General features: G+C 59.8%; 25 protein-coding genes. 15 read left to right on the top strand and 10 right to left on the bottom strand.

The window, feature by feature from the left end; all coding sequences use genetic code 11:
• Window positions 1-93 precede the first annotated feature (93 nt).
• Window positions 94-669 carry a DUF2062 domain-containing protein gene (locus tag AC24GY_RS22530; protein WP_422318402.1) on the bottom strand — a complete coding sequence of 192 codons (576 nt, stop codon included), beginning with the start codon at window positions 667-669 and terminating at the stop codon, window positions 94-96.
• A gap of 2 nt (window positions 670-671) precedes the next feature.
• Window positions 672-1,475, bottom strand: coding sequence for an undecaprenyl-diphosphate phosphatase (locus AC24GY_RS22535; RefSeq protein WP_422318404.1), 804 nt, complete (start codon window positions 1,473-1,475; stop codon window positions 672-674).
• A gap of 183 nt (window positions 1,476-1,658) precedes the next feature.
• Here AC24GY_RS22535 and AC24GY_RS22540 point away from each other — a divergent pair, with 183 nt between their 5' ends.
• The 3 genes from AC24GY_RS22540 (at window position 1,659) to AC24GY_RS22550 (ending at window position 6,466) form a co-directional block, all read left to right on the top strand.
• On the top strand, window positions 1,659-2,513 hold the full coding sequence (locus AC24GY_RS22540; protein WP_422318406.1) for a M23 family metallopeptidase: 855 nt from the start codon (window positions 1,659-1,661) through the stop codon (window positions 2,511-2,513).
• Window positions 2,514-2,599: 86 nt separating this feature from the next.
• Window positions 2,600-4,096 (top strand): OmpA family protein, encoded by a 1,497-nt coding sequence (locus AC24GY_RS22545; protein WP_487687483.1) that lies wholly within the window; start codon window positions 2,600-2,602, stop codon window positions 4,094-4,096.
• Between the two features lie 51 nt (window positions 4,097-4,147).
• Window positions 4,148-6,466, top strand: a complete 2,319-nt coding sequence (locus AC24GY_RS22550; RefSeq protein ID WP_487687485.1) for a tetratricopeptide repeat protein — start codon at window positions 4,148-4,150, stop codon at window positions 6,464-6,466.
• Here the strand turns inward: AC24GY_RS22550 and AC24GY_RS22555 are convergent, their stop codons facing one another.
• Together AC24GY_RS22555 and AC24GY_RS22560 are read right to left on the bottom strand one after the other, a co-directional pair.
• The gene (locus AC24GY_RS22555) at window positions 6,467-7,108 is read right to left on the bottom strand and encodes a bifunctional nuclease family protein (RefSeq protein ID WP_487687487.1); all 642 of its coding nucleotides are present in this window, start codon (window positions 7,106-7,108) and stop codon (window positions 6,467-6,469) included. It lies immediately after the preceding gene.
• 61 nt (window positions 7,109-7,169) lie between these two features.
• Window positions 7,170-7,733, bottom strand: a complete 564-nt coding sequence (locus tag AC24GY_RS22560; RefSeq protein WP_487687491.1) for a gamma carbonic anhydrase family protein — start codon at window positions 7,731-7,733, stop codon at window positions 7,170-7,172.
• 120 nt (window positions 7,734-7,853) lie between these two features.
• On the opposite strand from AC24GY_RS22560, the gene AC24GY_RS22565 reads away from it, so the two are divergent.
• Window positions 7,854-8,126: an HU family DNA-binding protein gene (locus AC24GY_RS22565; protein WP_422318416.1), complete on the top strand. Its 273-nt coding sequence runs from the start codon at window positions 7,854-7,856 to the stop codon at window positions 8,124-8,126.
• A gap of 56 nt (window positions 8,127-8,182) precedes the next feature.
• Here AC24GY_RS22565 and AC24GY_RS22570 read toward each other — a convergent pair whose 3' ends face one another.
• From AC24GY_RS22570 to AC24GY_RS22580, 3 genes are read right to left on the bottom strand one after another with little or no spacing between them, the layout of a single operon-like run.
• On the bottom strand, window positions 8,183-8,473 hold the full coding sequence (locus AC24GY_RS22570; RefSeq protein ID WP_487687494.1) for a CopG family antitoxin: 291 nt from the start codon (window positions 8,471-8,473) through the stop codon (window positions 8,183-8,185).
• Between the two features lie 17 nt (window positions 8,474-8,490).
• Complete coding sequence (locus AC24GY_RS22575) at window positions 8,491-8,769, bottom strand: BrnT family toxin (RefSeq protein WP_422318420.1); 279 nt, start codon at window positions 8,767-8,769, stop codon at window positions 8,491-8,493.
• Between the two features lie 18 nt (window positions 8,770-8,787).
• Window positions 8,788-9,165, bottom strand: a complete 378-nt coding sequence (locus AC24GY_RS22580) for a VOC family protein (protein WP_397380537.1) — start codon at window positions 9,163-9,165, stop codon at window positions 8,788-8,790.
• Window positions 9,166-9,263: 98 nt separating this feature from the next.
• On the opposite strand from AC24GY_RS22580, the gene AC24GY_RS22585 reads away from it, so the two are divergent.
• The 6 genes from AC24GY_RS22585 (at window position 9,264) to AC24GY_RS22610 (ending at window position 16,337) form a co-directional block, all read left to right on the top strand.
• On the top strand, window positions 9,264-10,022 hold the full coding sequence (locus tag AC24GY_RS22585) for an SDR family oxidoreductase (RefSeq protein ID WP_422318423.1): 759 nt from the start codon (window positions 9,264-9,266) through the stop codon (window positions 10,020-10,022).
• 181 nt (window positions 10,023-10,203) lie between these two features.
• Window positions 10,204-11,664: an acyl CoA:acetate/3-ketoacid CoA transferase gene (locus AC24GY_RS22590; RefSeq protein WP_487687497.1), complete on the top strand. Its 1,461-nt coding sequence runs from the start codon at window positions 10,204-10,206 to the stop codon at window positions 11,662-11,664.
• Complete coding sequence (locus AC24GY_RS22595; protein ID WP_487687499.1) at window positions 11,661-12,803, top strand: thiolase family protein; 1,143 nt, start codon at window positions 11,661-11,663, stop codon at window positions 12,801-12,803. The genes AC24GY_RS22590 and AC24GY_RS22595 overlap by 4 nt, the downstream gene beginning before the upstream one ends.
• Before the next feature lie 87 nt (window positions 12,804-12,890).
• The gene (locus AC24GY_RS22600) at window positions 12,891-13,595 is read left to right on the top strand and encodes a succinate dehydrogenase cytochrome b subunit (protein WP_487687501.1); all 705 of its coding nucleotides are present in this window, start codon (window positions 12,891-12,893) and stop codon (window positions 13,593-13,595) included.
• Window positions 13,596-13,613: 18 nt separating this feature from the next.
• Window positions 13,614-15,530 (top strand): fumarate reductase/succinate dehydrogenase flavoprotein subunit, encoded by a 1,917-nt coding sequence (locus tag AC24GY_RS22605; RefSeq protein ID WP_422318431.1) that lies wholly within the window; start codon window positions 13,614-13,616, stop codon window positions 15,528-15,530.
• Window positions 15,531-15,548: 18 nt separating this feature from the next.
• Window positions 15,549-16,337, top strand: a complete 789-nt coding sequence (locus tag AC24GY_RS22610) for a succinate dehydrogenase/fumarate reductase iron-sulfur subunit (RefSeq protein ID WP_461523916.1) — start codon at window positions 15,549-15,551, stop codon at window positions 16,335-16,337.
• Window positions 16,338-16,343: 6 nt separating this feature from the next.
• Here the strand turns inward: AC24GY_RS22610 and AC24GY_RS22615 are convergent, their stop codons facing one another.
• The gene (locus tag AC24GY_RS22615; RefSeq protein ID WP_487687504.1) at window positions 16,344-17,138 is read right to left on the bottom strand and encodes a hypothetical protein; all 795 of its coding nucleotides are present in this window, start codon (window positions 17,136-17,138) and stop codon (window positions 16,344-16,346) included.
• Between the two features lie 37 nt (window positions 17,139-17,175).
• Window positions 17,176-18,189, bottom strand: a complete 1,014-nt coding sequence (locus tag AC24GY_RS22620; protein ID WP_487687507.1) for an NHL repeat-containing protein — start codon at window positions 18,187-18,189, stop codon at window positions 17,176-17,178.
• A gap of 98 nt (window positions 18,190-18,287) precedes the next feature.
• Here AC24GY_RS22620 and AC24GY_RS22625 point away from each other — a divergent pair, with 98 nt between their 5' ends.
• From AC24GY_RS22625 to AC24GY_RS22640, 4 genes are all read left to right on the top strand, one after another.
• Window positions 18,288-18,983, top strand: a complete 696-nt coding sequence (locus AC24GY_RS22625; RefSeq protein ID WP_487687509.1) for a zinc metallopeptidase — start codon at window positions 18,288-18,290, stop codon at window positions 18,981-18,983.
• Window positions 18,984-19,025: 42 nt separating this feature from the next.
• Window positions 19,026-19,736 (top strand): carboxylesterase family protein, encoded by a 711-nt coding sequence (locus tag AC24GY_RS22630; RefSeq protein WP_487687512.1) that lies wholly within the window; start codon window positions 19,026-19,028, stop codon window positions 19,734-19,736.
• A 33-nt stretch (window positions 19,737-19,769) separates the two neighbouring features.
• Window positions 19,770-21,956 carry an alpha/beta hydrolase family protein gene (locus tag AC24GY_RS22635; protein ID WP_487687514.1) on the top strand — a complete coding sequence of 729 codons (2,187 nt, stop codon included), beginning with the start codon at window positions 19,770-19,772 and terminating at the stop codon, window positions 21,954-21,956.
• A gap of 253 nt (window positions 21,957-22,209) precedes the next feature.
• Window positions 22,210-24,396 (top strand): hybrid sensor histidine kinase/response regulator, encoded by a 2,187-nt coding sequence (locus AC24GY_RS22640; RefSeq protein ID WP_487687516.1) that lies wholly within the window; start codon window positions 22,210-22,212, stop codon window positions 24,394-24,396.
• Window positions 24,397-24,409: 13 nt separating this feature from the next.
• Here the strand turns inward: AC24GY_RS22640 and AC24GY_RS22645 are convergent, their stop codons facing one another.
• Window positions 24,410-25,255, bottom strand: a complete 846-nt coding sequence (locus AC24GY_RS22645; protein ID WP_487687518.1) for an SPFH domain-containing protein — start codon at window positions 25,253-25,255, stop codon at window positions 24,410-24,412.
• Window positions 25,256-25,406: 151 nt separating this feature from the next.
• On the opposite strand from AC24GY_RS22645, the gene AC24GY_RS22650 reads away from it, so the two are divergent.
• Window positions 25,407-25,763, top strand: coding sequence for a glutaredoxin family protein (locus tag AC24GY_RS22650; protein WP_487687521.1), 357 nt, complete (start codon window positions 25,407-25,409; stop codon window positions 25,761-25,763).
• Window positions 25,764-25,769: the final 6 nt, after the last annotated feature.

Below are 25,769 nucleotides of genomic sequence, written 5' to 3' on the forward strand. Positions count from 1 at the left end.
GAATGGCCTGATCAGAACGCAAAGCATGCGCGGGAACAAGGTTTTTCGTGCCTGACGACACGCAAAAAAGAGGTTCATTCGCCCATGGATGCTTCAAACAGCGGCCGCTTTCACGTCCCGCAATTTTTTTGCCATCTCCATGCGCAATCCAATTTCCCAGCAGCTCCAGGTGGCGATGTAGCTGACGAGGGACACCACTGCCCCGAGGATGATGCCCCCCATCAGCATGACCGGCGCATGCTCCTTGAGCACGATCCAGGCATCCACCATGGACTCCGGCAGATGCTTGGGAAACGGTGAGGTGGGCACCGTGGTGTACAGCGCCAGCACCCATTTCCCGATGGCATATTCCAGCCACGCCATGAACGGCACGGTGAATGGATTGCTCACCCAGCACATGGCGATGGCAATGGGGATGTTCACCCGGAAAATCGCGGACAGAATGACGGCCGTCGGCATCTGGATCGGCAGCAGTTGCAGGGTGATGAACATCCCCACCGCCATGCCGCCGGAAAGCGTGTGCTGCGTGGGCTTCCACACGCGCTTGTCGAGAAAGTGCCGTGCAAACCACCGCCGGGCCGGGCTTTGCCTCAGCTTGCGCGGATGTTTGAGAAAGCGGATGGTTTTGAACACCGAACGGCGAAACCAGCCCCGGGCGAGCGCGAGCATGATCAGTGTCCTCCCCCATTATAAACCCAGATCAGCAGCGCACTGCCAAGCGCGATGCGATACCAGGCAAAACCGTTGAACGTGTGCCCCTGAACAAAACGAATGAGCCACTTCACCACGATGAAGGCGGAGACGGCTGAAACCACCGTGCCGAGAACCACCATGCCCCAGTCTTCATCACCTGCCTTGCCGTCCTTGATCACGGAGAGGATTTTAAACGCCCCGGCCGCCATCAGAGTAGGAATACCCAAAAGGAAGGAAAACTCCGTGGCGGCAGGCCGTGAAACGCCAAAAGCCAGCGCCATCAGAATGCTGGCCCCCGAACGCGAGGTCCCTGGAAACACCGCCGCCAGCAGCTGCGCCAGCGCCACGGCCACGACAACCGCCCAAGTGATGTCCGCCGTACCCGCCTTGTCTTTGTGCAAAAATTCCAAAGCCAGGATGATGAAACCGCCAATCAACGTGGCCCACGCCACCGGCGGAATCGTTTCCGGCAGCTTGATGTCTAATTTCTTGATGATCAATCCACCGACGGCGGTGATGAAAAAAGACACAAACAGCTTCGCCAGATAAGTCCGTGTGGTGGCATCCCCCAGCGTGGTGGCCAGATGTTTCAGCCGCTGGGTGAAAACCGCCAGCACCGCCAGCACCGCACCGCTCTGGATCACCACATTGAACAAGTCGCTTTTCTGCGGCAGCCAGTGCAGATTTTGCGGGATGAGAAGGTGCCCTGTGGAGGAGATGGGAAGGAATTCGGTGACACCTTCAATGATGCCGAGGAGAATAATCGCAAGCCAGTCGGGCATGGCGGGTATGGAAAAAGGGGGTGGTGGTAAAGAGCTTGGAACAATCAGGCGGGTGGCGCAGTTTGCAACTTCACTGAATGCATTGAACCTGATAATTCGCAGCAAGCCGCCGTTCTCTTCCACCGCAATGGTTTTCAGGCTGGCCTTTGCAACGATTTCGACTACCATCTCCATCCCTTCGGCATGCCAGCCAGTGCCTCCCATTCTCCCATCTCGTTGTCCGCCCCCCGTTTTTCGTGGTGGCACGCGCTGATGTGTGCCTGCGCCGCGCTGCTCCTGACGGTGCCTGCCGCCGCCCAGTCCGGCTCCACGATTCGCGTGCGCCTGGCGGATGGCTTTGATTTTCCTGTGGGCAAGCCGGACGCTGACGGCTTTTACAAAGCACGCGGCTACTGGCCCAACGGTCATCTGGGTGAAGACTGGAACGGCCGCGGCGGCGGGGACACCGATCTCGGGGAGCCGATTTATTCCATTGGCCGTGGCGTGGTGATTTTGTCACAAAACATCGGTGTTGGCTGGGGTAACTGCATCTTGGTACGCCACATTTTCCGCGAGGCTGATGGCAAAGTCGCCATGGTGGATTCGCTCTACGGCCACCTGCATGAGCGCAAGGTCAAGCTCCATGACCTCGTCGAAAAAGGCCAGCTCGTCGGCACCATGGGCGGCAACAACGGCATGTACCCGGTGCATTTGCACCTTGAAGTGCGCAAGAATCTTCAGATCGGCATGAACCGCTCCTCGTTTGCCCGTGATTCTTCCAACTACTACAGCCCGACGGCCTTTATCAACGCACGTCGCGTCCTGCCTTCAAGCATGCAGAAATACTCCGTGCCGGTGAACAATTTCGCCCCCTACGGTCGGGCGCTGGCGGACACCAACAGTGATGGCTCAAGCGCCGCCAGTGTGGATGTGCCCGCCTTCAAAGGCAGCTCTGGCTCCGCCAAGGACGATTCCAAACAGGATGATGACTTCTGGTCACGCCTGAAAGCCAAAATGCGCAACGGCCAGACAACGAACGCTACTGACGAGAAACGCTGAGCAGGCCACGGCAGATAATAGCCCTTGATTCATCTCTAGCCGTGGTGGCATCTTTGCTGCTATTATAGGACATCTTTCTCCCGGCCATGCAAATACCGCCCCGCTCCTCCCCTCCCCGATCCGTTTACGGCGGCAGTCTTGTGCCTGTTCTCATCGTCGTGGGCGCACTCGCGCTCAGCACCGCCATTTTCTTCCTCTTTACCAAGAAGAAAATTCAGTCCCAAAAGGACGCCGTGGCCGAAGCTCCTGGCTCCACCGACTCACCCGCCAGGTCAGCCGCTGAGGCCGCCAAGTCGGCTGCAGCCGCAGTCCCTGCCAAGCCACCCATGGTAAAACCTCCGGAGTCTCCTAAGCCTGCACCTCCGGCCTTTGCCTTCGCCCGCCCGCTGGATCTGGGCAGGCAGCTGGTGCGCAGTCTTACCACGGGAGATTTTGCCACCGCTGGCAAGCTCGCAGCCGCCTCAGATGCGGAGCAGTCAAACAGCGCCGCCAAGCTCTTCGAAAAGCTCGCCTCCATGGGCTACAAACCTGCGGCGGAGGATCAGGTGGAGCTGCTCGGCCTTGTCGAGAATCGCACCCGCATCACCCTTCCCTTTGTCATGGCTGGCTCGCAGGAAACCGTGCGCATCCAGCTCGATCTGGAGCGCGATGAAAAAATGGGCTGGAAAATCGCCAAAGCCACCCTGCCCAAGGCCATGAGCAGTGCCATCGCCGCCATGCCGGCCACTTCCCCTGCTGCGGCTCCTGCAGCCGCAGCCACACCTGGCACTCCGGCATCTAAAACGCCCCCAGCCCCTGTCGTTGCAGCCTCCATGAAGCCGCTCTTCACCGTTGAAGACGGCACCGACGCGCTGGCCTTCGCCAGTGATTTTGTCCGCCACCTCCTGAAGCACGACTTCAATGCCGCACGCGCTTTTGTCGATGATAAAAAAGTCCCGGTCGAGCGCCTCCTCGGCCTCTGCATCGTCTTTGAAGAAGGCCAGTATTCTTTGAATCCGGCCAAGCCTCTCATCGTGACCATCGCCAACCCCGAAGTCTCCTGGGTCATTGCCCAGGTGCAGTCGGAGTCGCTCCAGCAGAACACCGAATTTGGCGTGGAGCTCAAGCGTGCGGACACCGCCCAGCCATGGAAAATCGTGGGACTCAATCTCTCAGACATCCTCGGTGCCTTCGCCAAAAGCGCCTCCAAGCTAGGCGTGCCCTACACGCCCATCGTGAAAAATCCCAAGGGCGGCGAATCTCTCGCCCTCTACTTTGAATACGACCGCGCCGAACTGCACCCCCGCGCCCTGAAGCAGCTCGAAGTCATCGCCGCCCTGATGAAGGCGGACCCGTCCAAAAAACTCCGCATCGCCGGCCACACCGATGAAAAAGGCGAGGATGACTACAACATCCGTCTCTCACGTGGACGCGCAGAGTCGGTGAAGAAGCAGCTCGCCGCCCTCGGCGTGCCAGCCGAGCAGGTGGAAACCACCGGCCTCGGCAAAGCCCAGCCGCTCAGCCCGAACAAAAAATCCGACGGCACCGACGATCCCGAAGGCCGCAGCCACAACCGCCGCGCTGAAATCTACCTCGATTTCTGATTCTTTGCCACGTCTTGCACCGTTGTCGCGTCCGCCTAGTCTGGCGCACGCATGAAGAAAAAGTCCCCACCCGCCCCGCCACCACCCGAATCATCGTGGAAGGCCGGGTTGTTCCTCGGAGGCATTGCCGCAGGCGTGGTGGCATTGGTCGCATGGGCTTTATGGCCGCAGAAAAAGTACACCCCTCTGCCCGCCGCCCCCGTGGCGATCTCCCTCGCGAAGGTTGAGCCCTACACGATGCCGGACGAAAACACGACCTTCGCCCAATACGCCGGCTCCCAAAGCTGCCGTGAATGCCACGCCGATCAGTTCGCCAAGTGGCAGGGATCCCACCACGGCCTCGCGGAACGCAAACCCGACCCCAAGCTCGACGACCCGGCCTTCGTCCCAACCCGCAGCTTCCAGCACGGCTCGCAGACGACTGAGGTGCGCAAAAACGGCAGTGACTACGAACTGACCGCCCTCGGCTTTGGCAATAAAATCACCCCCTACCGCGTCGAACGCGTCATCGGCCACGATCCACTGCGCCAGTTCCTCGTCGATGGTGGCCATGGCCGCCTGCAGGCCATGGAAGCCTGCCTCGATCCAAAGAAAAACGAGTGGTTCAATGTCTATGGCAATGAAGACCGCAAGCCCGGCGAATGGGGCCACTGGACCGGTCGCGGCATGGTGTGGAACCAGATGTGCGCCTCCTGCCACAACACCCGACTGCGCAAAAATTACGACGCCAAGACCGATGCCTACCGCACCACCATGGCAGAGATGTCCGTGAGCTGCGAATCCTGCCACGGCCCCATGAAGCCGCACAACACCTGGCAGCACGCCCATCCCGGCGCCAAAGGCGATCCCACCCTCACCAAATTCACCCGCGACCAGCACATTGAAAACTGCGCCGGATGCCACGCCCTCCGCAGTGAAGTCACCGGCGATTTCGTCCCCGGCGAATCCTTCTGGGACCACTACCGCCTCTCCATCACCGATCAATCCGACACCTTCTACCCCGACGGCCAGATTCGCGGAGAAGACTACGAGTTCAGCAGCTTTCTCAGCAGCCGCATGCACAACGCCGGCGTGCGCTGCATGGACTGCCACGACATGCACAGCATGAAGACCGTCCTGCCCGGCAATCAGCTCTGCATGCGCTGCCACACCCCCGGCGGCTTCCCCAATGCACCGCCCATCATGCCTGAAGCGCACAGCTTCCATCAAACCGCCAGCACCGGCAATCAATGCGTGAACTGCCACATGCCCCAGACGGTTTACATGCAGCGCCACCCACGCCACGACCACGGCTTCACCATTCCCGATCCGCTGCTCACCAAGCAGTTCAACGTGCCCAACGCCTGCAACAAATGCCACACCGACAAAACCACCGACTGGGCGCTCGAAGCCACCCAAAAGTGGTGGGGCCCCAAAATGGACCGCAAAACGCGCACCCGCGCCACGCTCATCGCCCAGGCTCGCCAGGGGAATGAAGAGGCCCGCAGCGGACTCATGGATCTGCTCAGCAGCGATGAAATCCCCCACTGGAAAGCCAGCGCCACACTGCTCCTCGACCGCTGGATCGACCAGCCTGCCGTGCAAACCGCCGTGACCGCCCAGTTGCAGCACGCTCATCCGCTCGTACGTGAGAGCGCCATCCGCACCCTCGAACCCGTCTTGCAAAACGGCTCGATCCGCTCCGCCATCGAGCCCCTGCTCAATGACCCGGCACGCAGCGTTCGCGTCTCCGCCGCATGGTCTTTGCGTGAAGGATTGCACCTCGACTCCCCCGCCGGCCAGGACCTGCAGCACATGCTCAACTGGAACGCCGACCAGCCAAGCGGCCAGATGCAGCTCGCCCAGTTCGAGTTCGCCCGGCGCAATCTTTCCGCCGCCACCCAGCACATGGAAACCGCCATCCGCTGGGATCCCAACTCACCCCCTTTCCATCACGATCTGGCCATGATGTACAGCACCACCGGCCAGACTCAGCTCGCCATCGCCAAACTGCGCGATGCCATCAAACTCGCTCCCAATCACGCCGAGTATCATTACGAACTCGGCCTCGCTCTCAGCGAGACGGGCGACATCCCGGCCGTGATTCAATCTTTGGAGGAAGCCACCCGTCTTGATCCCAGTTTGTCACGCGCTTGGTACAATCTGGGCCTCGCCAAAAACGGCCAGGGCGACATCCCCGGAGCCCTCGGCGCATTACAACGCGGCGAACTCGCCAATCCCCGCGATCCCGGCATCCCCTATGCCCGCGCCACCATTCTCGCACGGCAAAACCGCATCCCCGAAGCCATCGCCGCACTCGATCACGCCTTGCGCATCTCCCCCGGCTACGGTGAGGCCCTGGAACTCCGCGCCGCTTTGACGAGGCGCTGATCAGCCATCCGCCTTCTTCCACTCCTCACCTTCCTCGTCGTCGTCATCGCCGCCGAAGCCGTCGTCATATTCATCCTCACTCTTGCCAGGTTCGAGGCCCGCAATGGTGTTGATGTCTTCATCGCTGAACTCCTCGATGTCGTCCTCATCATCTTCGTCCTCCTCTGCAGCCGCTTCAGCCGCCTGCTGCACCTCCAGCCCTTTCTTCTCGATCTGGGCCAGCGTGTCGCTCACATCCTCCACCGTGTCCCACACGGACTTGGCCACAAAGATCGGCGCGCTTTGCTGCACCGCCATGGCAATGCTGTCGCTCGGGCGTGCATCCAGTTCGATCACCTTGCGCGTAGTCTGCAGTTCGTTCTCCGCAGAGATGATGAGCCGCGCATGGAAGACGCTGCCATTGATGTTGTTGATCACCACGCGTTCCACCCTGGCGCCAAAGGCCAGCAGCAGATGCCCCACCAGATCATGGGTCAGCGGCCGCTCTTTGGAGACCCCCCGCATGAACATGGAAATCGCCGTCCCCACCGACTCGTCGATGTAGATCACGAAGACCTTCGTTTCATTCCCCAGGAAAACGGCAAAGCTGCCCTCCAGCGGCAGCACCGCTCTCACCTGCACTTCGATGACGTCCTTGTTCATTAACTCCAATTAAAAACCGCACGCAGCCCGATGGCAACACACACCGTGGGTTTTTGTGCGCCTAAACTGGAGCCCCCCCGGCGATCTCCACGACCCCTCCGCCAAGTCCCATGGCCAGGAAACGCCGCGAGACCTCGACATACTTCAGCGCCAGCTTCGCATTCGCCTGCTGCTCCTCCAGAGACAGCGCACGCACCACCCGTGCCGGTGAGCCGACGACCAGCGAGCCTTCCGGAATGATCGTGTTTTTGGTCACCAAAGCTCCCGCCGCAATGATGCTGCGCGCTCCGATCTGCGCACCGTCCAGAATGATCGCCCCCATGCCCACCAGCACCTCATCCCCCACGGTGCAGGCATGCACCACGGCGCGGTGCCCCACCGTCACGCGATCCCCCAGCACGCACGCGCAGTCATCGCTCACATGCAGCACGCTGCCATCCTGCACATTGCTTTGCACACCCACCACGATGCGGTTGATGTCTCCCCTTAGGACCGCGCCGAACCAGACGCTGGACTGCGCCCCCAGTTCCACCGCGCCCAGCACAATGGCTCCTTGGGCAATAAACACATCCGCAGCCACAGAAGGCCGTGATTCAGGAAGCAAGAATTTCTTTAATGGATCCATGGGCAGGAAGAAAGATTTTATGATTGTGAAACGAATCGGAAAGCGCCATAAAAAGCGCCGCGCCACATGCATTCTGGAACGGACTGACCTTCTATCCAACAACGAATCTCACCCACGCTCATGAACAAAGCTCAACTCATCGACGCAGTGCAGGAAATCCTTGGTGGCGACACCTCCAAGCGAGCCGCCTCTGAAGCTCTGGACGCTGTGCTGACCGCCATCACCAAAGGTGTGAAAAAGGGCCCCGTGCAGCTCATCGGCTTCGGCACCTTCAAGCCGGTGGACCGCAACGCACGCATGGGCCGCAATCCCAAGACCAAGGAGCCTGTGGAAATCAAAGCCTCCAAGACCGTGCGCTTCGTCGCCTCCGCCGCTCTCAAGTCCTCGCTCTAAGACAGGACACTCACTTGCACCCGCGCTTCGTTCACCGAGCGCGGGTTTTTTATGCCTCAGTCTTTCAGTTCCTGCTCCATGCGCTCACTCAGCCACTGCTTGATCATGCTCTGGTAGTTCAGGTAGCGGCGGCGGGCCACCCGCTTGATGCGGCTCAGCATGCGCGGGTCAAACCGCAGCGTGATCGTGGTGGACTCACGCACATCCGCGCGATGGATGGACGCCTGCATCAGGCGCGCGTCCAGCTGGTGCGCGGCCCAGAATTGTCCTTCGGCTTCGTCGCCATCAAATGCCGGCACATCTTTCCATGCTCGGACAGGCTTCAAATCGGCAGGTGCGGTTTCCATGATGGTGCTGGGTGGGTTCAGAGTTCTTCCGCCTTCTTGCGCTCGAAAAAGTCATGCTCCCCGGGAGTCATCAGCCGGGCGAAAATGACACGGTAGTGTTTGCCGTCGGTCCAAAACACACTGAACACCGACTTCCCCTGAAGCGATTTGCCCAGGTTGTAGTAACGAGCCTCCGCGCTCCCCTCCTGGCCGTCCGGCAGCAGTTTGATCGAGAACGGATCCTCAAACGACTCCTCAATATCCTTCGGAGGAAGGAGTGAGAGGTCAAACGCGGCGCCGATCCAGTCAAAGTCCATGGAGTTGTATTTACGAGATTATTTGCGGTATTCGATCAGTTCTATCTCATAACCCTCGGGAGCGTCAATGAAAGCAAATACACCGCTCGAGCTGGGGGTCGGCCCGTCCGAGAGCGGATAACCCAGTGCAGCGGCATGTTTGGCAAACTCTTCAATGCTCTCCACCTCAAACGCCAGATGCGTCAGATCGCTGCAAAAGGTCACCGGCCCGCTGGCGGGAAAGCTGCAAATCTCAATGAGTTCATCGCTGTTCGGTGTCTGCAGAAAGACCAGCTCGGAACCACGCGGCGACTTGTGGCGGCGCACTTCCTTCAGGCCGAGCACCTGCGTGTAAAAGTTGATCGTCTTTTCGAGATCGTTCACCCGGTAGCGGGTGTGGAGGAGTTTTTTGACCATGATGCACGGTTTATGCCACAGGCTGCAGGACGTGGCAAATGATCCTCCATGTAGAGGAAAGCTTGATGTGTCGGGCGACGTCTCCTAAATCCTCACACATGATTTCCATCGATCTCACAGGTAAAGTCGCCCTCATCACCGGCGCATCGCAGGGTATCGGCACGCAGGTGGCCCGCACCTTCCATCGTGCAGGCGCCACGGTCGTCATCAACCACCTCGGCACCCCCGGCACCACGGAAGGCGCTCAAGCCCTCGCCGATGAACTCAACCTCCTCCGCACAGACAGCGCCAGCATCATTGCTGCAGATGTCGCCAAACCCGAGCAGGTGCAGAGCATGATGGGAGACATCCAGGCCCGTCACGGCGGCCTCGATTTCCTGGTGAACAATGCCGCCATCATCAAGGACCGCACCATCGCCAAAATGGGCCTCGATGAATGGGACGCCGTCATCGATGTGAACCTCTCCGGCGTGTTCTACTGCTGCAAATACGCCCTGGAGATCATGCGTGATGGCGGTGCCATCGTCAGCTTCGGCAGCATCGCCGCCATTCAGGGCTTCTTTGGCCAGGCCAACTACGCCGCCGCCAAGTCCGGCGTGCAGGCCATGATGCGCGTCCTCAGCCGCGAAGCCGCCCGCAAGCAGATCCGCGCCAACGCCATCGCCCCCGGCGTCATCGATACCGCCATGGCCGCCACCATTCCCGAAAATGTCCGCGCCGAGATGATCAAAAACGTCCCCCTCGCTCGCTTCGGCACCACAGAGGAAGTCGCCAATGTCGTCCTCTTCCTCTGCTCTCCGCTGGCATCGTATGTCACCGGCCAGACAATCGAAATCAACGGCGGCTGGAGAGGCTGACTAAATACTCCAAAACAGCTCTCCCTCTCCCCGCCCCTGACTCACGACAACGCATATTCCTCTTCGGGGAGAGGGCCGGGGTGAGGGGACAACGGAAGCCCTTCGCCAGCATGAAGTGGCCCCTCTACATACCTCCCCTCCAAGGAATATAAAATCATTCAGATGCTCTAAAAACGTTTCAATGCGCGCCCCAGCCATACTAGCCACAGCAGACGAAGCCATCGCCGCCATTCCCAGCGGTGCCACCGTGGCCGTCAGTGGTTTCGTCGGTGCCGGACATGCGGAAATGCTCACTGCCGCCCTGGAGCGGCGCTTCCTGCAAACCGGCACGCCAAACGATCTCACTCTTTATTACTGCGCAGGTCAGGGAGACCGCGCAGAGCGCGGCTTGAACCACCTCGCCCATCGCGGCTTGCTCAAACGCATCGTCGGCGGCCATTGGAACCTCGCGCCAAAACTCGGGGCGCTGGCTCTGGCCAACGAAGTCGAGGCCTACAACCTGCCTCAGGGAGTGCTGAGCGTGCTGACGCGCGAGATCGCCGCCAAACGTCCCGGCTTGTTCACGCGGGTCGGGCTGAACACCTTCATCGATCCCATTCACGGCGGCGGCATGCTGAACGCACGCACCACCGAACCACTCGTGGAGCGCATCGAACTTGATGGCCAAATCTGGCTGCGCTACAAACCCATGCCCATCCATGTGGCCCTGATCCGCGCCACCTATGCCGATCCTCGCGGCAATCTCAGCATGGAGCGCGAAGGCCTGATCAGCGAAGTGCTGCCGATGGCGCAGGCCGCGAAAAATCACGGCGGCATCGTCATCGCCCAAGTCGAAAAGATCGTCGACCAGCTGCCCGATCCCAAATCCGTGCGCGTCCCCGGCCTTCTGGTCGATTACATCGTCACCTCGGGCGGCATTCACCATGACCAGACCTTTGGCGAAGTGTTCATCGAGGACTTCGTCGTCACCAGTGACGGCACTTTCACCCTGCCCCCAATGCCGGAATCCGAGCGCAAACGCATCGGCGCGCGTGCGCTGCGCGAAGTGCGCAACGGCGACATCGTCAATCTCGGCATCGGCCTTCCCGAAGCCGTGGCCATGGTCGCTGCGGAAACCGGCCGCCTGAGCGAATTCACCCTCACGGTCGAAAGCGGCCCCACTGGCGGCGTGCCCGCCTCCGGTCTCAGCTTTGGCTGCAGCCACTTTCCAGAGGCCATCATCGACCAGCCTTCCCAATTCGACTTCTACGATGGCGGTGGGCTCGATATCGGCGTGCTCGGCGCCGTCGAAATCGATGCCGAAGGCAGCGTGAACGTCGCCAGCTTTGCAGACCGCTTCGCAGGCGTCGGCGGTTTCGTAAACATCGCCCAGTGCGCACGCCGCCTCGTCTTCTGCTGCACGTTTCAGGCAAAGGGAAACGCCAAGTTCGTGAATCACATCCAGCACGTCTGCTTCCACGGCCCCTCCGCCATCGCCCGGGGCCAACAGGTGCTCTACGTCACCGACCGCGCCGTCTTTGAACTCACCCCGCACGGCCTCCGCCTCATCGAAATCGCCGGCGGGCTAGATCTGCAGCGCGACGTTCTCGATCAAATGCAGTTCACTCCGTTGCTCGCCGAAACCATCTCCATCATCCCATGAAACCCGTTTACATCATCGACGCCAAGCGCACCCCCATCGGCCGTTTCGGCGGTGGCTTGAAAGCCCTCACCGCAGCAGAACTCGGACACGCTCTCGGAGATGCCATGCTTCCACAGGAATTGCGCGCCCACATTGAGCAAGTCATCCTCGGCCAGGTTCTTCAAGCTGGCAGCGGTATGAATGTGGCGCGTCAGATCGGACTCAAGCTCGGCCTGCCGCAGGAAGTGCCCGCCTACACCGTCAACATGGCCTGCGGCTCCTCCCTCAAAGCCGTCGCGCTCGCCGCCGATGCCATCCGCAGTGGTGAAAACGATCTCGTGCTCGCCGGCGGCGTGGAAATGATGAGCCGCGCCCCGCATTACGCCACGGATCTGCGCTGGGGCAAAAAGCTCGGCGATTCTTCCATGCAGGACGCCATGTTCGTCGATGGTCTCACCGATCCCCTTCTCAAAATAGGCATGGGCGAAACCGCTGAACGCATCGCCGACAAACACAGCATCACCCGCGCCGAACAGGATGCCTTCTCCGCACTCAGCCAGAGCCGTGTCGCCGCCAGTCGTGCCGCCTTGAGCCGCGAGATTATTCCCGCCGGTGAATTGACCGATGACGAGCATCCGCGCGCCGACACCACGGTCGATTCCCTATCAAAGCTAAAGCCAGCCTTCCGCAAAGACGGCACCGTCACCGCCGGCAATGCCTCAGGTATTAATGATGGCGCTGCTTTGGCCCTGCTCGCCAGCGAAGACGCCGTCTCACGCCACGGCCTGAAACCCCGCGCACGCATCATCGCCTGCGCCGCTGTTGGCTGTGATCCCGCCTTGATGGGCCTCGGTCCCGTGGGTGCCATTCGCAAAGTCTGCGCCCAAACCGGCTGGAGCCTCGGTGAAGTCGATGCCATCGAGGTCAATGAAGCCTTCGCCGCCCAGGCGCTCGGCTGCATCAAGGAGCTCAATATCGACACAGCGAAGCTCAATCCACGCGGAGGCGCCATCGCCCTCGGTCACCCCCTCGGCGCCAGCGGCGCCCGTGTGCTGGTCACCCTTCTGCACTATCTCGAAGATCACGGCCTGCGACGCGGCATCGCCAGCCTCTGCATCGGCGGCGGCATGGGCATCGCCATGGCGGTGGAGCGGGATTGAGACCTGTTCGCAGCAGACATTCCTCAGGAAAATTGCACGCTCGGCTTGCACAGCCGCATCGTATCTCCATGATGAAATCCTCCCCACATGAGCGCTGTTTTTGACTCCCTTTCGCGATTTTACGCCTCCTCCATTGGCAAGAAGATTCTTGTGGCCCTCACCGGCCTCGCACTGATCGGCTTTGTGCTTGGCCACATGATCGGCAACCTGCTGATCTTTGTCGGCAAGGACGCCATCAATGAATACGGTCACATGCTTCAGACCGCGCTGCATGGCGGTGGTGTTTGGATCGCCCGCATCGGCCTGCTGGTCGCAGTGGTGATTCACATCGTTGCTACCATCTCTCTGACCCGCGCCAACCGCGCCGCACGTCTGGACAAGTATGGTCAGCACAAGGCGCAGGTGAGCAGCAAATCCTCCCGCATCATGATCTGGAGCGGCCTGACCATCCTGGCCTTCATCGTTTACCATCTGCTGCACTTCACCGTCCACGCCGGCAACGACTACGGCACCTACAAGACCACGCTCCACGGCGAAACCGTCCATGACGTCTATCGCATGGTCATCGCAGGCTTCTCCTGGGCTCCTGCGGTGTTCTTCTACATCCTCGCCATGGTACTGCTCACCAGCCACCTCAGCCACGGCTTCAGCAGCCTGTTCCAGACACTCGGCGTCGCCACGGACAAGACGGAGCCGCTGTTCAAGAAACTCGGTTACGCCTTCGCGGGTCTGATCCTCGTGGGCAACTGCTCCATCCCCATCGCCATCTACTTCTTCGGCTACGGACGTTAATTTTTTCTGCGACTCGCCATGTCTCTTAATTCCAACATTCCCTCCGGCCCGATGGCCACGAAGTGGTCCAAGCACAAGCAGGACTCGAAGCTCATCAATCCGAAGAACAAACGCAAGTTCACCGTGCTCGTCGTGGGCAGCGGTCTTGCTGGCTCCTCCGCAGCAGCGACGCTTTCGGAGCTCGGCTACAAGGTGAAGTGCTTCTGCTTCCAGGACAGCGCCCGTCGTGCCCACTCCATCGCAGCGCAGGGCGGCATCAACGCGGCCAAGAACTATCAGAACGACGGTGACAGCGTGCACCGTCTTTTCTATGACACGGTCAAAGGCGGCGACTTCCGCGCCCGTGAGGCCAACGTGCATCGTCTCGCCGAAGTCAGCGTGAACATCATCGACCAGTGCGTGGCGCAGGGCGTGCCCTTCGCGCGTGAATACGGCGGCATGCTGGCCAACCGCTCCTTCGGCGGTGCTCAGGTGAGCCGCACCTTTTATGCCCGTGGTCAGACCGGACAGCAGCTTCTGCTCGGTGCCTACTCGGCCCTGAACAAGGAAATCGCCTCCGGCGGCGTGAAGATGTACCCGCGCACTGAAATGCTCGATCTCGTGACCGTGGACGGCCACGCCAAGGGCATCGTCACACGCGATCTCGTCACCGGCAAAATCGAATCTCACGCAGGTGATGCCGTGCTGCTTTGCACCGGCGGTTACGGCAACGTCTTCTACCTCTCCACCAACGCGATGGGCTGCAACGTCACCGCGACGTGGCGCGCTCACCGCAAAGGTGCGTTCTTTGCCAATCCCTGCTACACGCAGATCCACCCGACCTGCATTCCCGTCAGCGGCGACTACCAGAGCAAGCTCACGCTCATGTCCGAGTCCCTCCGCAACGACGGTCGCGTCTGGGTGCCCAAGAAAAAGGAAGACTGCGGCAAGGCTCCGGATCAAATTCCAGAAGCGGACCGCGACTACTACCTGGAGCGCAAGTACCCCAGCTTCGGCAACCTTGCCCCTCGTGACATCTCCTCCCGTGCAGCCAAGGAAGCCTGCGATGACGGTCGCGGCGTCGGCCCTGGCGGTCGCGGCGTGTATCTCGATTTCGCGGAAGCCATTGGCCAGTTCGGTGCGAAGACCATCGCCGAGCGTTACGGCAACCTCTTTGACATGTACGAGCGCATCACCGGTGAAAGCGCCTACAAGCGCCCGATGCGCATCTACCCCGCCGTTCATTACACCATGGGCGGCCTCTGGGTGGACTACAACCTCATGAGCAACCTCCCTGGCCTGCACGTGCTCGGCGAGGCGAACTTCTCCGACCACGGCGCGAACCGCCTCGGCGCCAGCGCGCTCATGCAGGGCCTTGCAGATGGCTACTTCGTCATCCCGACGACCATCGCCAACTACCTCGTGAATCAGAAGCCTGGCAGCATCACCACCGAGCATCCTGAATTCAAGAAGGCCGTCGAAAACTGCACCGCGCAGACCAAGCGCTTCCTCAACATCAAGGGCAAGCGCAGCGTGGACAGCTTCCACCGTGAACTCGGTCTCCTCGTTTGGGACAAATGCGGCATGGCCCGCACCAAGGAAGGCCTTACCGAGGCCATCAACCGCATCCCCGCCCTGCGCGAAGAATTCTGGCAGAACGTCAATGTCCCCGGCAGCGGCGACTTCACCAATCCCGAACTCGAAAAAGCCGGCCGCGTGGCCGACTTCATGGAGTTCGCCGAACTGCTCTGCCTCGACGCCCGCCACCGCGAAGAAAGCTGCGGCGGCCACTTCCGCTCTGAATATCAATACCCGGATGGCGAAGCCAAGCGCGACGACGAAAACTTCAGCTACGCCGCCGCCTGGGAATACACCGGCAACCTCAGCCAGCCCATCCTCAACAAGGAGCCGCTGACCTTCGAAGAAGTCCACCTCGCCGTCCGCAGCTACAAATAACGTTTCTTTCCCGTCCCCATGTCTCAACTCAATCTGCACCTCAAAGTCTGGCGTCAGAACGGCTCGCAACCCGGTCATTTCCAGGACATCGACGCCCCGGACATTCCCGATCATGCCTCCTTCCTGGAGATGATGGACATCGTCAACGAGCGCCTCATCTCCAAGGGCGAAGATCCCGTGGCCTTTGACCATGACTGCCGTGAAGGCATCTGCGGCATGTGCTCCATGCAGATCAACGGCGTGCCCCACGGCCCTGAAAAAGCCACCACGACCTGCCAGCTTCACATGCGCAAGTTCCGCACCGGCGACACCATCTGGATCGAGCCCTTCCGCGCGCGCGCCTTCCCGGTCTTGAAGGATCTCATGATCGACCGCGGTGCCTTTGACCGCATCCAGCAGGCCGGCGGTTTCGTCAGCGTCCGCACCGGCGCTCCACAGGACGCCAATGCCCTGCCCATCGGCAAGGAGGTCGCTGATTCCGCCATGGACGCCGCCGAGTGCATCGGCTGCGGTGCCTGCGTGGCCGCCTGTAAAAACGCCAGCGCCATGCTCTTCGTCTCCGCGAAAGCCGGCCAGCTCAATTCCCTGCCTCAGGGTCAGCCTGAAAAAGACCGCCGCACCCTCGGCATGGTCCGCCAGATGGACAAGGAAGGCTTCGGCAACTGCACCAATCAATACGAGTGCGAAGCCGCCTGCCCCAAGGAGATCAGCGTCCGCTGGATCACCAAGCTCAACCGCGACTATGCCGTGGCTGCCGTCAAAGACGCCTTTGGCAACAGCCGCAAGGAAGCGGGCGGCGGAGATTGATCCGTTTTACGGCTTCGGCTGCCCGGGAGGAGGAGCAGGCTTGTCCTGCTCCGTTGGCGGACGGCGGAACCCGTCCTTGGGATCTCCTCCCCGCTCACGAAATTTCATGAATTCCTGACCCGCAGCCTCGCGGTAGATGTCGCGGAATTTTTTGAAGGCCTCCATGCGCTCTGCAGTAGGCAGTGTATCCAGCCTCGCCAGGGCTTCTTTGACACGCGGCAGCTGCAGCAGCCGCTCATGGAAAACCCGCGTCTCATCACGACGCTCAGGCCGTGAGATGGATTGCAATTCAGCCCCGAGTCGGATGGCCGCCATGTGGGCGAAATTGGGCGAATCCGGCTTCGGCATCTCTGGCAGGCCACGCTGATCCATCGGAAACTGCGGTTTGATCTTCTCCAGGATGCCCACGACTTCAGGATCAATTTCCTTCAGTGCGTTGTGCAGCGTGTTGCGCATCTCCTCATTCGCCCGCAGTGCTCTGTCCCGCGATTCGATCACCTCGGGACGCTGCCAGGCCTTTTCGAAAGCGGCCCGCACTTTCTGCTTCTCGACTTCAGAGAGTTTTTCAAAGCCGTCAAACCCACGTGGTCTGCCCATGCCCGGAGGTCCATGGCGATCGCCGTCACGATACGGCGGTGGTCCGTCGCCAGGTTTCGGCGGAGGCGGCGGCATTGGTTTGTCACCTTCCGACTGAGCGAGAGCAGCCGTGGCGAGGGTAAATAGGAAGACCAGAGGTCGCATGGCGGTCATTTTCCGCCGCTGCACCCTGTTGGCAACTTGATAGCTGGTCTCAGTCTTCATTGAGGCTAATAACCCGTCTGCCAGCCAAAAGTTGCATTCACTTGATGCGCTCCAGTTTCAGCAGGGGTGCCGCCGGCGAAGCAAACTGCGCCACGTAAAGGTTTCCCTCGGCATCCACAGCCACGCCATGAGGATGAATGAAGGTCTTGTGATCGCTCTGCATTGGCTGCAATACCCCATCCACATAAACAGCCGCTGGTGCACCTATGTTGGACACGATCCGATACTCCCGGTCCACAATGGAAATGAAGCCGGGGGAGTTCTTGTCCTTCGGCCACTGATCACCCAGATGCGGCACAATCACATTCTCCCCCCAAAACACGATGTCCCTCGGATTCCCGCCGGGCATGGCGATTTTGTCGATGAACTGCCCGTCTACCGTAAAACGTTTGATCTCCTGCTGGTCGCTCATGGCGATAATCACCCGTGTTTTTGCGGAATCCGACACATCAATTCCGCCGCCATGCGGCCCCCAATGCTTCAGTTGGTTCTCCCCTTCCCCCAAATTTCCCCCCCACCAGCGCAGCAGCGAACCATCCGGCTTGTAGTGAAAAATGTAGTCCTTCCCGTACCCGTCAAACACGCAGAACTCCCCGTTCGCGAAGTGAATCGTTTTCGAGGGCCGGTACTCATTCGCGCTCGCATGCAGCTTCGCCTGCTCCGGCCATGCAAAATGCGCCAGTTCTTCGCCATCCAGCGTCAATTTGCGCACCTCGTGGAGCTGGGTGTCCGTGATGAAGAGCACCTCGCGCTCCCCTTCCCGCACCAGACTCATCCCATGCGCTCCCGGCATGCGCCCCGTCCAGTGCTTGATCAAGGCCCCCGTTTTCGGATCGAGCACAACCACATTGTTCCTGACGTCATCAGTCAGAAACAACAAGCGTCCATTTGCATCAATGTTCACTGCGTGACCATTTTTGACGTTCACCTGCGCAAGCGCCTCACGTCCCCAGCCAGGCACCACCCGATAACGAAACTCCCCTTGGCCAAGAATGTCTTCAGCTTGGGAAAAACCTGCTGCAAGCAGGCACAAGATAACAAAACGAATCATGCAGCCATGCAATCATGCCTCCCCCCTCGGCGCAAGATCAACGCATGGATGGTTTGCCAGCACCCGTATTGCTGCGAGGGTGATCCCCGCTTCCTCTCATGGTCTTCATTCTCATTGTCGCTGCTCTTTTCCTCGGCCTCGCCGTCGCCCGCTGGGCTCAGGCACGCCATGAATCGATGATGATCAAAGGCTTTCGTGCCAATGCCCCCACCGCGCATACCGGCAGCGAGATCGCCCTCATGTTTCTGAAATCAGAGGGGGTGGAGGACGTGCAGATCGTCGAGCACAACGCTGTCGTGACCGATTATTTCGACCCGACCCGCCGCCGGCTGTTTCTGCGTCGGGATGTCGCCGAGGGCACGACTTTGTCCGCTTGGGCCATCGCCCTGCATGAGGCGGCGCATGCGCTGCAGACCGGCGAGTCCTTGAGCGAACTCAAGTGGCGGCAGAGCTGCATCCGCATGAGCCGCTACATTCCCATGGCCGCTGTCTTCGCCATCGTGGGATTGATGATCGCACGTATTCTCATAGCGAAGAACGCCATTTTCGTCACCGCCGGAGTCATCGTCATCCTGCTGCTGCTGAACCTCGGCAGCGTGCCTTTGGAGTTCAATGCCAACAAGCGCCTGCGCCGTTTCCTGGATGGTTATCTCAAAAATCATCCCCAGGCTGGCGGCCGGCTTGATGAACTGCTTTTTTGCATGGCCATTCGTGAAGTCGGCGATCTCCTGCGCTCGCCGCGCTATTTCTTCCTGAGCGCCCTGCCCGGTACGGGAAAGATGAGGCCGCAGTGATCTGAGGGGCAAGGCGTCCATCTTGGGTGACGTTGTGTTCTCATGGTCAAACTTGCCGCCTTCTTCATTCTTGCCACCTCATCCGTACTTCTCGCAGACACACAAACACCGGCTTCATACAGCGGTGATTTTGTCATCAAGGTCAACTATCGCTACCTCCTGAGCAAGCCGGAGGGCTACGCAGACAACAAGGATAAAAAATGGCCGCTGGTAGTGTTCCTGCACGGCTCCGGAGAACGCGGCACCGATCTCGAACTGATCAAGAAACACGGACCGCCGAAGCTGCTGGCTGCCGGGCAGAAATTTCCCGCCATCATCGCCAGCCTGCAATGCGAACCCAACAACCTGTGGAATCCGCACAGTGTGCAAGCGGTCACCGAACACTTGATCAAAACGCTGCGTGTCGATCCCAAGCGCGTGTATCTCACCGGCATCAGCATGGGAGGCTTTGGCACCTGGGAGACCGCTTTTGAGTATCCTGAGACCTACGCTGCCATCGCTCCCATCTGCGGCGGTGCGGGTGTGCGCTGGGTGACAGCGCAACGTCTCAAAAGCATGCCCTGCTGGATCTTCCATGGCGACAAAGACGGCGCGGTTCCGATCGAGAACAGCCAGAAGATTTATGATGCTCTGAAAAAGATCGACGCGCCGGTCAAATTCACCATCTACCCGGGCGTCGGTCATGATTCGTGGACTCAAACTTATGCCAACCCAGAGTTCTGGAGCTGGCTGTTTGAGCAGAAGAAGCCATGACAGGCGGCAGGTCCGGCGGGCGTTTGATCTCTCATGATCCGCCCTCTCCTCCCGCTACTCATTGCCACCTCATTGCAGGCTCAGGTGCTGCCAGGCACCCAGCCGCTGGAGCCGAATCCCGATTTCTCCGCCACCATGGTGGCGGGGATCGACAAAATGGCGCTGCGGCTCATCGACCAGTCGAAAACAGGCCGCAAGCCGACCCGCGAAAAATTGAAGGCCATCATCGGTGCGGTGGACGAGCGCCTGCCTATCACGGCGCTCGAACTCGTGGGTGATACAAACAATCCGGCGCTCCTGGCGGAAACCGACACCGCACGCATCCTGCGGGTGCGCTGGCCAGTTTTTGACGGCGTGCATGGAGAGGGCATCCTGATTCAGCCGAAAGACAAGCCAGTAGCGCGGGTGATCTACATCCCGGATGCGGACACTGATCCCGAGAAGCTGGCGAATGACGCCATGCTGGCCTATAGTGGCTGCGAGATCGTCATTCCTGCGCTCATCAGCCGCAGCAGCGAGTTCAGCACCAATGACAAGTTCGGCGTGAAAACCAACGTGCCGCACCGTGAGTGGATCTACCGCCAGTCGTATGAGCTGGGACGTCACATCATCGGTTACGAAGTGCAGAAGATGCTCTCCCTCGTCGATTACTTCGGCACGCAGACGAAGCTGCCGCTGCTTGTAGCCGGACTCGGCGAAGGCGGACTCATCGCCATGTATTCTGGAGCCATCGACGAGCGCATCAGCTCTGTCTATGTGTGGGGTTGTTTCGAACCACGTGAAGGCGTTTGGGCCGAGCCGATCTACCGCAATGTCTTCAACCTGCTGCGTGACTTTGGCGATGCCGAAGTGGCCTCCCTCATCGGGCCACGCCCCCTGGTGGTGCAAAACCTCGGCTTCCCGAATGTGCAGGGCCCGCCGAAGGCAAAGCCGGGCGAACGTGAAATCGCAGCCCCCGGCAAGATCACGAAACCCACCCTCGAAGCCGTCAAGGCCGAGGTCGCCCGCGCCAAGGCACTCGTGCCCGGTGACTGGCTGATGCTGGCCACGGAGGAGCATGGCCTGAAGGATGTGGTCACCCATCTGCTGCCCTCAGAAGTTGCCGAACAGCTCGTGAAACGGATCGAGCCGATCATGCCACAGAAAAACGAGCAGCATGCCCGAGTGGATGTCACGCGCCAGAAGCGCATGGTGCGCGAACTGGAGACATTCACGCAACGTCTGCTCGTCAGCACCGAAATGGAGCGCAAAACACAATTCTGGGACAAGCTGCCACTCAAAACCCTGGCGGAGTTTGAAAAGCATACCGCCGGTGAGCGTGACCGCTTTTGGAATGAAGTCATCGGCCGCCTGCCAGATCCGAGCCTGCCAGCGAATGCCAAAAGCCGCTTTGTGCGTGAGACTGACAAGGTCAAGATCTATGAGGTGACGATGGATGTGTGGGACGATGTCTTTGCCTGGGGATGGCTGTGCATGCCCAAGGATCTCAAGCCCGGCGAGAAGCGCCCCGTCGTCGTCTGCCAGCATGGTCTGGAAGGACTGCCGGAAGACACCATCACCACGGATGAGACCAACCGCGCCTACGGAGCCTACAAGGCTTTCACGCTGCGTCTGGCTGAGCAGGGCTTCATCACCTTTGCTCCGCACAATCCCTACCGTGGCAAAGATGCGTTTCGCACGCTGCAGCGGAAGCTCAATCCGCTGGGCCTAACGCTGTACAGCGTCATCAACGGCCAGCACCAGCGCATTCTGGAGTGGCTGAAGGCGCAACCGTTCACGCAGCCGGGCAAGATCGCCTTCTACGGCCTGAGCTACGGTGGAAAATCCGCCATGCGCACGCCTGCCGTGCTGACGGATTACTGCCTGAGCATCTGCAGCGGCGACTTCAATGAATGGGTGCGCAAGTGCGTGAGCACGGACATGCCCATGAGCTACATCCACACCCATGAGTATGAAATCTGGGAGTGGAACATGGGCCGCACTTTCAACTATGCGGAAATGGCCGCCCTCATCGCGCCGAGGCCCTTTATGGTCGAGCGCGGTCACAACGACGGTGTGGGCGTGGATGAATGGGTGAACTACGAGTTCGCCAAGGTGCGCCGGCTTTACAACAAGCTCCTCATCGGTGACCGCACGACCATCGAGCACTTCGACGGCCCTCACACCATCCACGGAGTTGGCACATTTGAATTCTTGAAACAGAATCTTGGTTGGAAGTGATTTCCTGCATTTAACAAAGCTCTCCAATCCATTCCGGACTTAGAGGCAAAGGCTTAGGTTCTTTTGAACCAACTGCCAAGGGATGGCCGTGGCCATTCACCTATGGTCTCGCGCAATGAGCGTGACCCATTTTTTAAAGAAGCCTGTATTCTCCCTGCCGGCGCGCCAGGAGCTGCCCAATTTGCGGCATTTTTTCAGGCGTCTTTGGCTCATCTTCGGGGGGTCTGCACTGCTTCTGCTGGTCAGTTTTGTCGTGTTTGAAAACATCGGAGCCACTCTGGAAAAAGAACGTACCGCGACGGTGAACGCGGTCAATTTGCTGGGGAGGCAGCGTGCAGACAGCCAGACACTCAGCCGACTGATGCTTCAGGCGGAGAGCAGCACCGCACCGCTGCAGATTTACTATCTGGGACGCATAGATCTCGTCTGGGGCCTCATGAACACCTGCGAGGAAACCCTCCATTCTGGCAAGCTGGTGAAGCACGCCACAGGGAACCAGCTGGCCAGCATCCTGCAAAAGCTGGAGGAGGCCCATGGAAGCTATTTAAAGGCAGCCAAGCTGATGAGGAGGCTCTATCCCCGCACCGACGCCACCCCCACTCTGCTGAGGGGCCTGGGAGAATTGCTGACCGAAGACTGCGACGCTCTGGCAGGTTCCCTGGATCAGGCCGCCCAAAAAATTCTTCAGGTCAATGCGGACATCAACGAGCATATCCGGCTGCTGGACTGGTTGCAGATCGGAGTGACAGGAGGCATCGCCTTGATGACAGCCCTGCTGCTGACGCGCGGACAGATCTCCACCATGGAGCGGCTGATCGACACCAGTGTGAAACTCCAGGAACTGACGTATCTGCAAAATGGCGTGCTGGAGAGCGCCGCCTGCGGCATCATCAGCACCAACACGAAGGGACTGATCGCCACGTTCAACTGCGGAGCAGAAAAGCTCACCGGGTATTTACGGCAGGAGGTTGTCGGCAGCCTGACACCGGAACTGTTCCATGATGCGTCCGACATGGAGCGCATGGCCGCCGAGGTCTCGCGCGAAACAGGCATGACCATTGCACCGGGATTTGAGGTGTTCGTGGCCCATGTCAAATGCGGCATCCTAAGAGAACGGGAATGCACCTACGTGCGGAAAGATGGCAGCCGCGTCTCCGTCTCCCTGAATATCACAGCCATGCTGGACGAGGAGGGAGAGATCACCGGCTTCCTCGGCATCGTGACCGACATCACTGAGAAGAAGAAGCTGGAGCAGCAGTTCCTGCGCGCACAGCGGATCGAAAGTGTGGGCACGCTGGCAGGCGGCATCGCCCATGACCTTAACAACGTGCTCACGCCGATCATCATGTCGATCGAGCTGCTGCGACTCACCCATACGAACGAACGAACACTCTCCATCCTGGGCAACATTGAAAGCAGTGCCAGGCGCGGGGCGGATCTGGTGCGGCAGATCCTCACGTTTGCGCGCGGAGTGGAGGGCAGACGGACGGAATTGCGCGCCGGCCCTCTCATCAAGGACATCCAGCACTTCGTTCAGGACACCTTCCCCAAGAACATCTGCTGTTTCAGCAAACTGCCTGACGAACTGCCTTCATTTCTGGGGGATCCCACGCAGCTGCATCAAATTCTGCTCAATCTGTGCGTGAATGCGCGTGATGCCATGCCCGACGGCGGAACACTGACCATCGCTGCCGGCTGTTCCGTCATGGACGAGGCCGCAGCAGCCTTGCAAATGGATGCCAAACCCGGCCCCTATGTCACGATCAGCGTGAGTGACACCGGCAGCGGCATTCCCCCGGAAGTCCTGGACAAGATTTTCGACCCCTTCTTCACCACCAAGGAGATCGGCAAGGGCACGGGGCTTGGTCTGTCCACAGTGCTGAGCATCACCAAGAGCCATGGAGGCTTCGTCACCGTCACCAGCGAACCCACCAAGGAGACCGCCTTTACCATCTGGCTGCCAGCCGTCCCCAATACGGGCAACTGCCTTAAATCCCCACTCAAGGAAGAACCGCCGATGCCGCTGGGCAAAGGCGAACTGATCCTGATCGTGGATGATGAGGAGGCCATCCGCACCACCACACGGCAGACCCTCGAGGCGCTGGACTACCGCACCCTGGTGGCCGCCAATGGTGCTGAGGCAGTGGCGCTTTATACCCAGCACAACGCGGAAATCGCCGTGGTGCTGACAGACATGATGATGCCAGTCATGGATGGCCCGGCCACCATTCAGATGCTCCAGCGCATCAATCCCGATGTGAAAATCATCGCGGCCAGCGGTGTCGCCCACCTGGGCGGGCCGGCCAAAGTGGCCGAGATGGGTGTCAGGCACTTCCTGCCCAAACCTTACACGGCACAGACTGTGATGACGACGCTCCACCTCGTGATCAACGAGGCAGACACTTGGCGGGAAGCGCCGGTCAGCAGCATGACCTTGTAAGGAGCCGCCCCCCTCAGCTTTTCATTGGCGCTGTCGAGAGCACGGGCTGGATGTGATGTTCGGAGACGAGCGTGACGAGCAGATTGTTCACCATGGTGGATTTGGAGGCTGCGTCGAGCTGCACGATGCCGTCGGTTTCAAGCTTGCGCAGCGCCATTTCGACCATGCCGATGGCACCATCCACGATGATCTGGCGCGCGGCGAGAACCGCCTGTGCCTGCTGGCGGCGCAGCATGGCCTGGGCAATTTCCGGGCTGTAGGCCAGATGGCTAAGCTGGGCCTCCAAAATCTCAATGCCCGCCAGACTGGTGCGTTCCTCAAGTTCCGCACGCAACTGGCGTGCGATGTCCACAGGGTGGCTGCGGAGGGCGATTTCCCCGGGCGTGTGCGGCTCATAGGGGAAAAGATTGGAGAGGTGGCGCAGTGCCGTCTCCCCCTGCAGACGAACGAAGTTATTGCAGTTCTCGACGGCAAAGGTCGCCTTGGCAGAGTCCACCACACGCCAGACGATCACCGCTGCGATTTCAATCGGATTGCCATGAGCATCGTTGACCTTGAGCTGCTCGCTTTGGAAGTTGGCGATTTTGAGGGAGATCTTCTGCCTGCCGGCGAAGGGGTTGATCCACCAGAACCCGTTGTTAACTAGGCTGCCGGTGTACTTGCCAAAGAAAGTGAGCACCACGGCTTCATTGGGAGAAACGATGACGAAACCCTTCAGCAGCAAGAACCCGATGATGGCCGCTGGAACTGTCAGCAGTGGGATGTACTGAGGGAATTGGTAAAAGCTGATGGCCACGAGGCCGAGTGCCGCAAAAATGACGAGAATGCCGGGAAGAGCCAGAGCGCTGCGTTCTTTCATAATCAGAAGGTTGTTTAGGATGCAATTGAACTGGTTTCTTGAATCACCGTCACTGAGAATTTTGCGGAGATTTTCCAACCACCTGCGACCACGACAGCCCATTTGCATTCGCTGCATCGTCCGCTAGGCTGAGGGCGTAACCCAACGCGCTATGCAAACACCCAAAATCACCGCCTACCTGAAAACCTACTGTGGCTGGAGCGAAGGCGTCCGTGCCATCTTCCGCAAATACGATCTCACTTTCGAAGAGAAGGACATCATCAAAAATCCCGCCTTCCGCTGGGAAATGGAACAAAAGAGCGGCCAGCCGCTGTCCCCCTGCGTGGAAATCAACGGCACCATGCTTGCCGACATCAGCGGTGCTGAAGTGGAGGCCTGGATGAATGACAACGGCCTGCTCGAAAAGAACGAAGCTCCGGCCGATGCACCGACCAATTCCGCCTGCACCGACGCGCAGCACGCCGCCATGGCCGCAGGTCAGGTGGGCACCTTGAAATTCGTGGGCTGATTCTGC

The sequence above is a fragment of the Prosthecobacter sp. Pr1 genome (assembly GCF_057652315.1).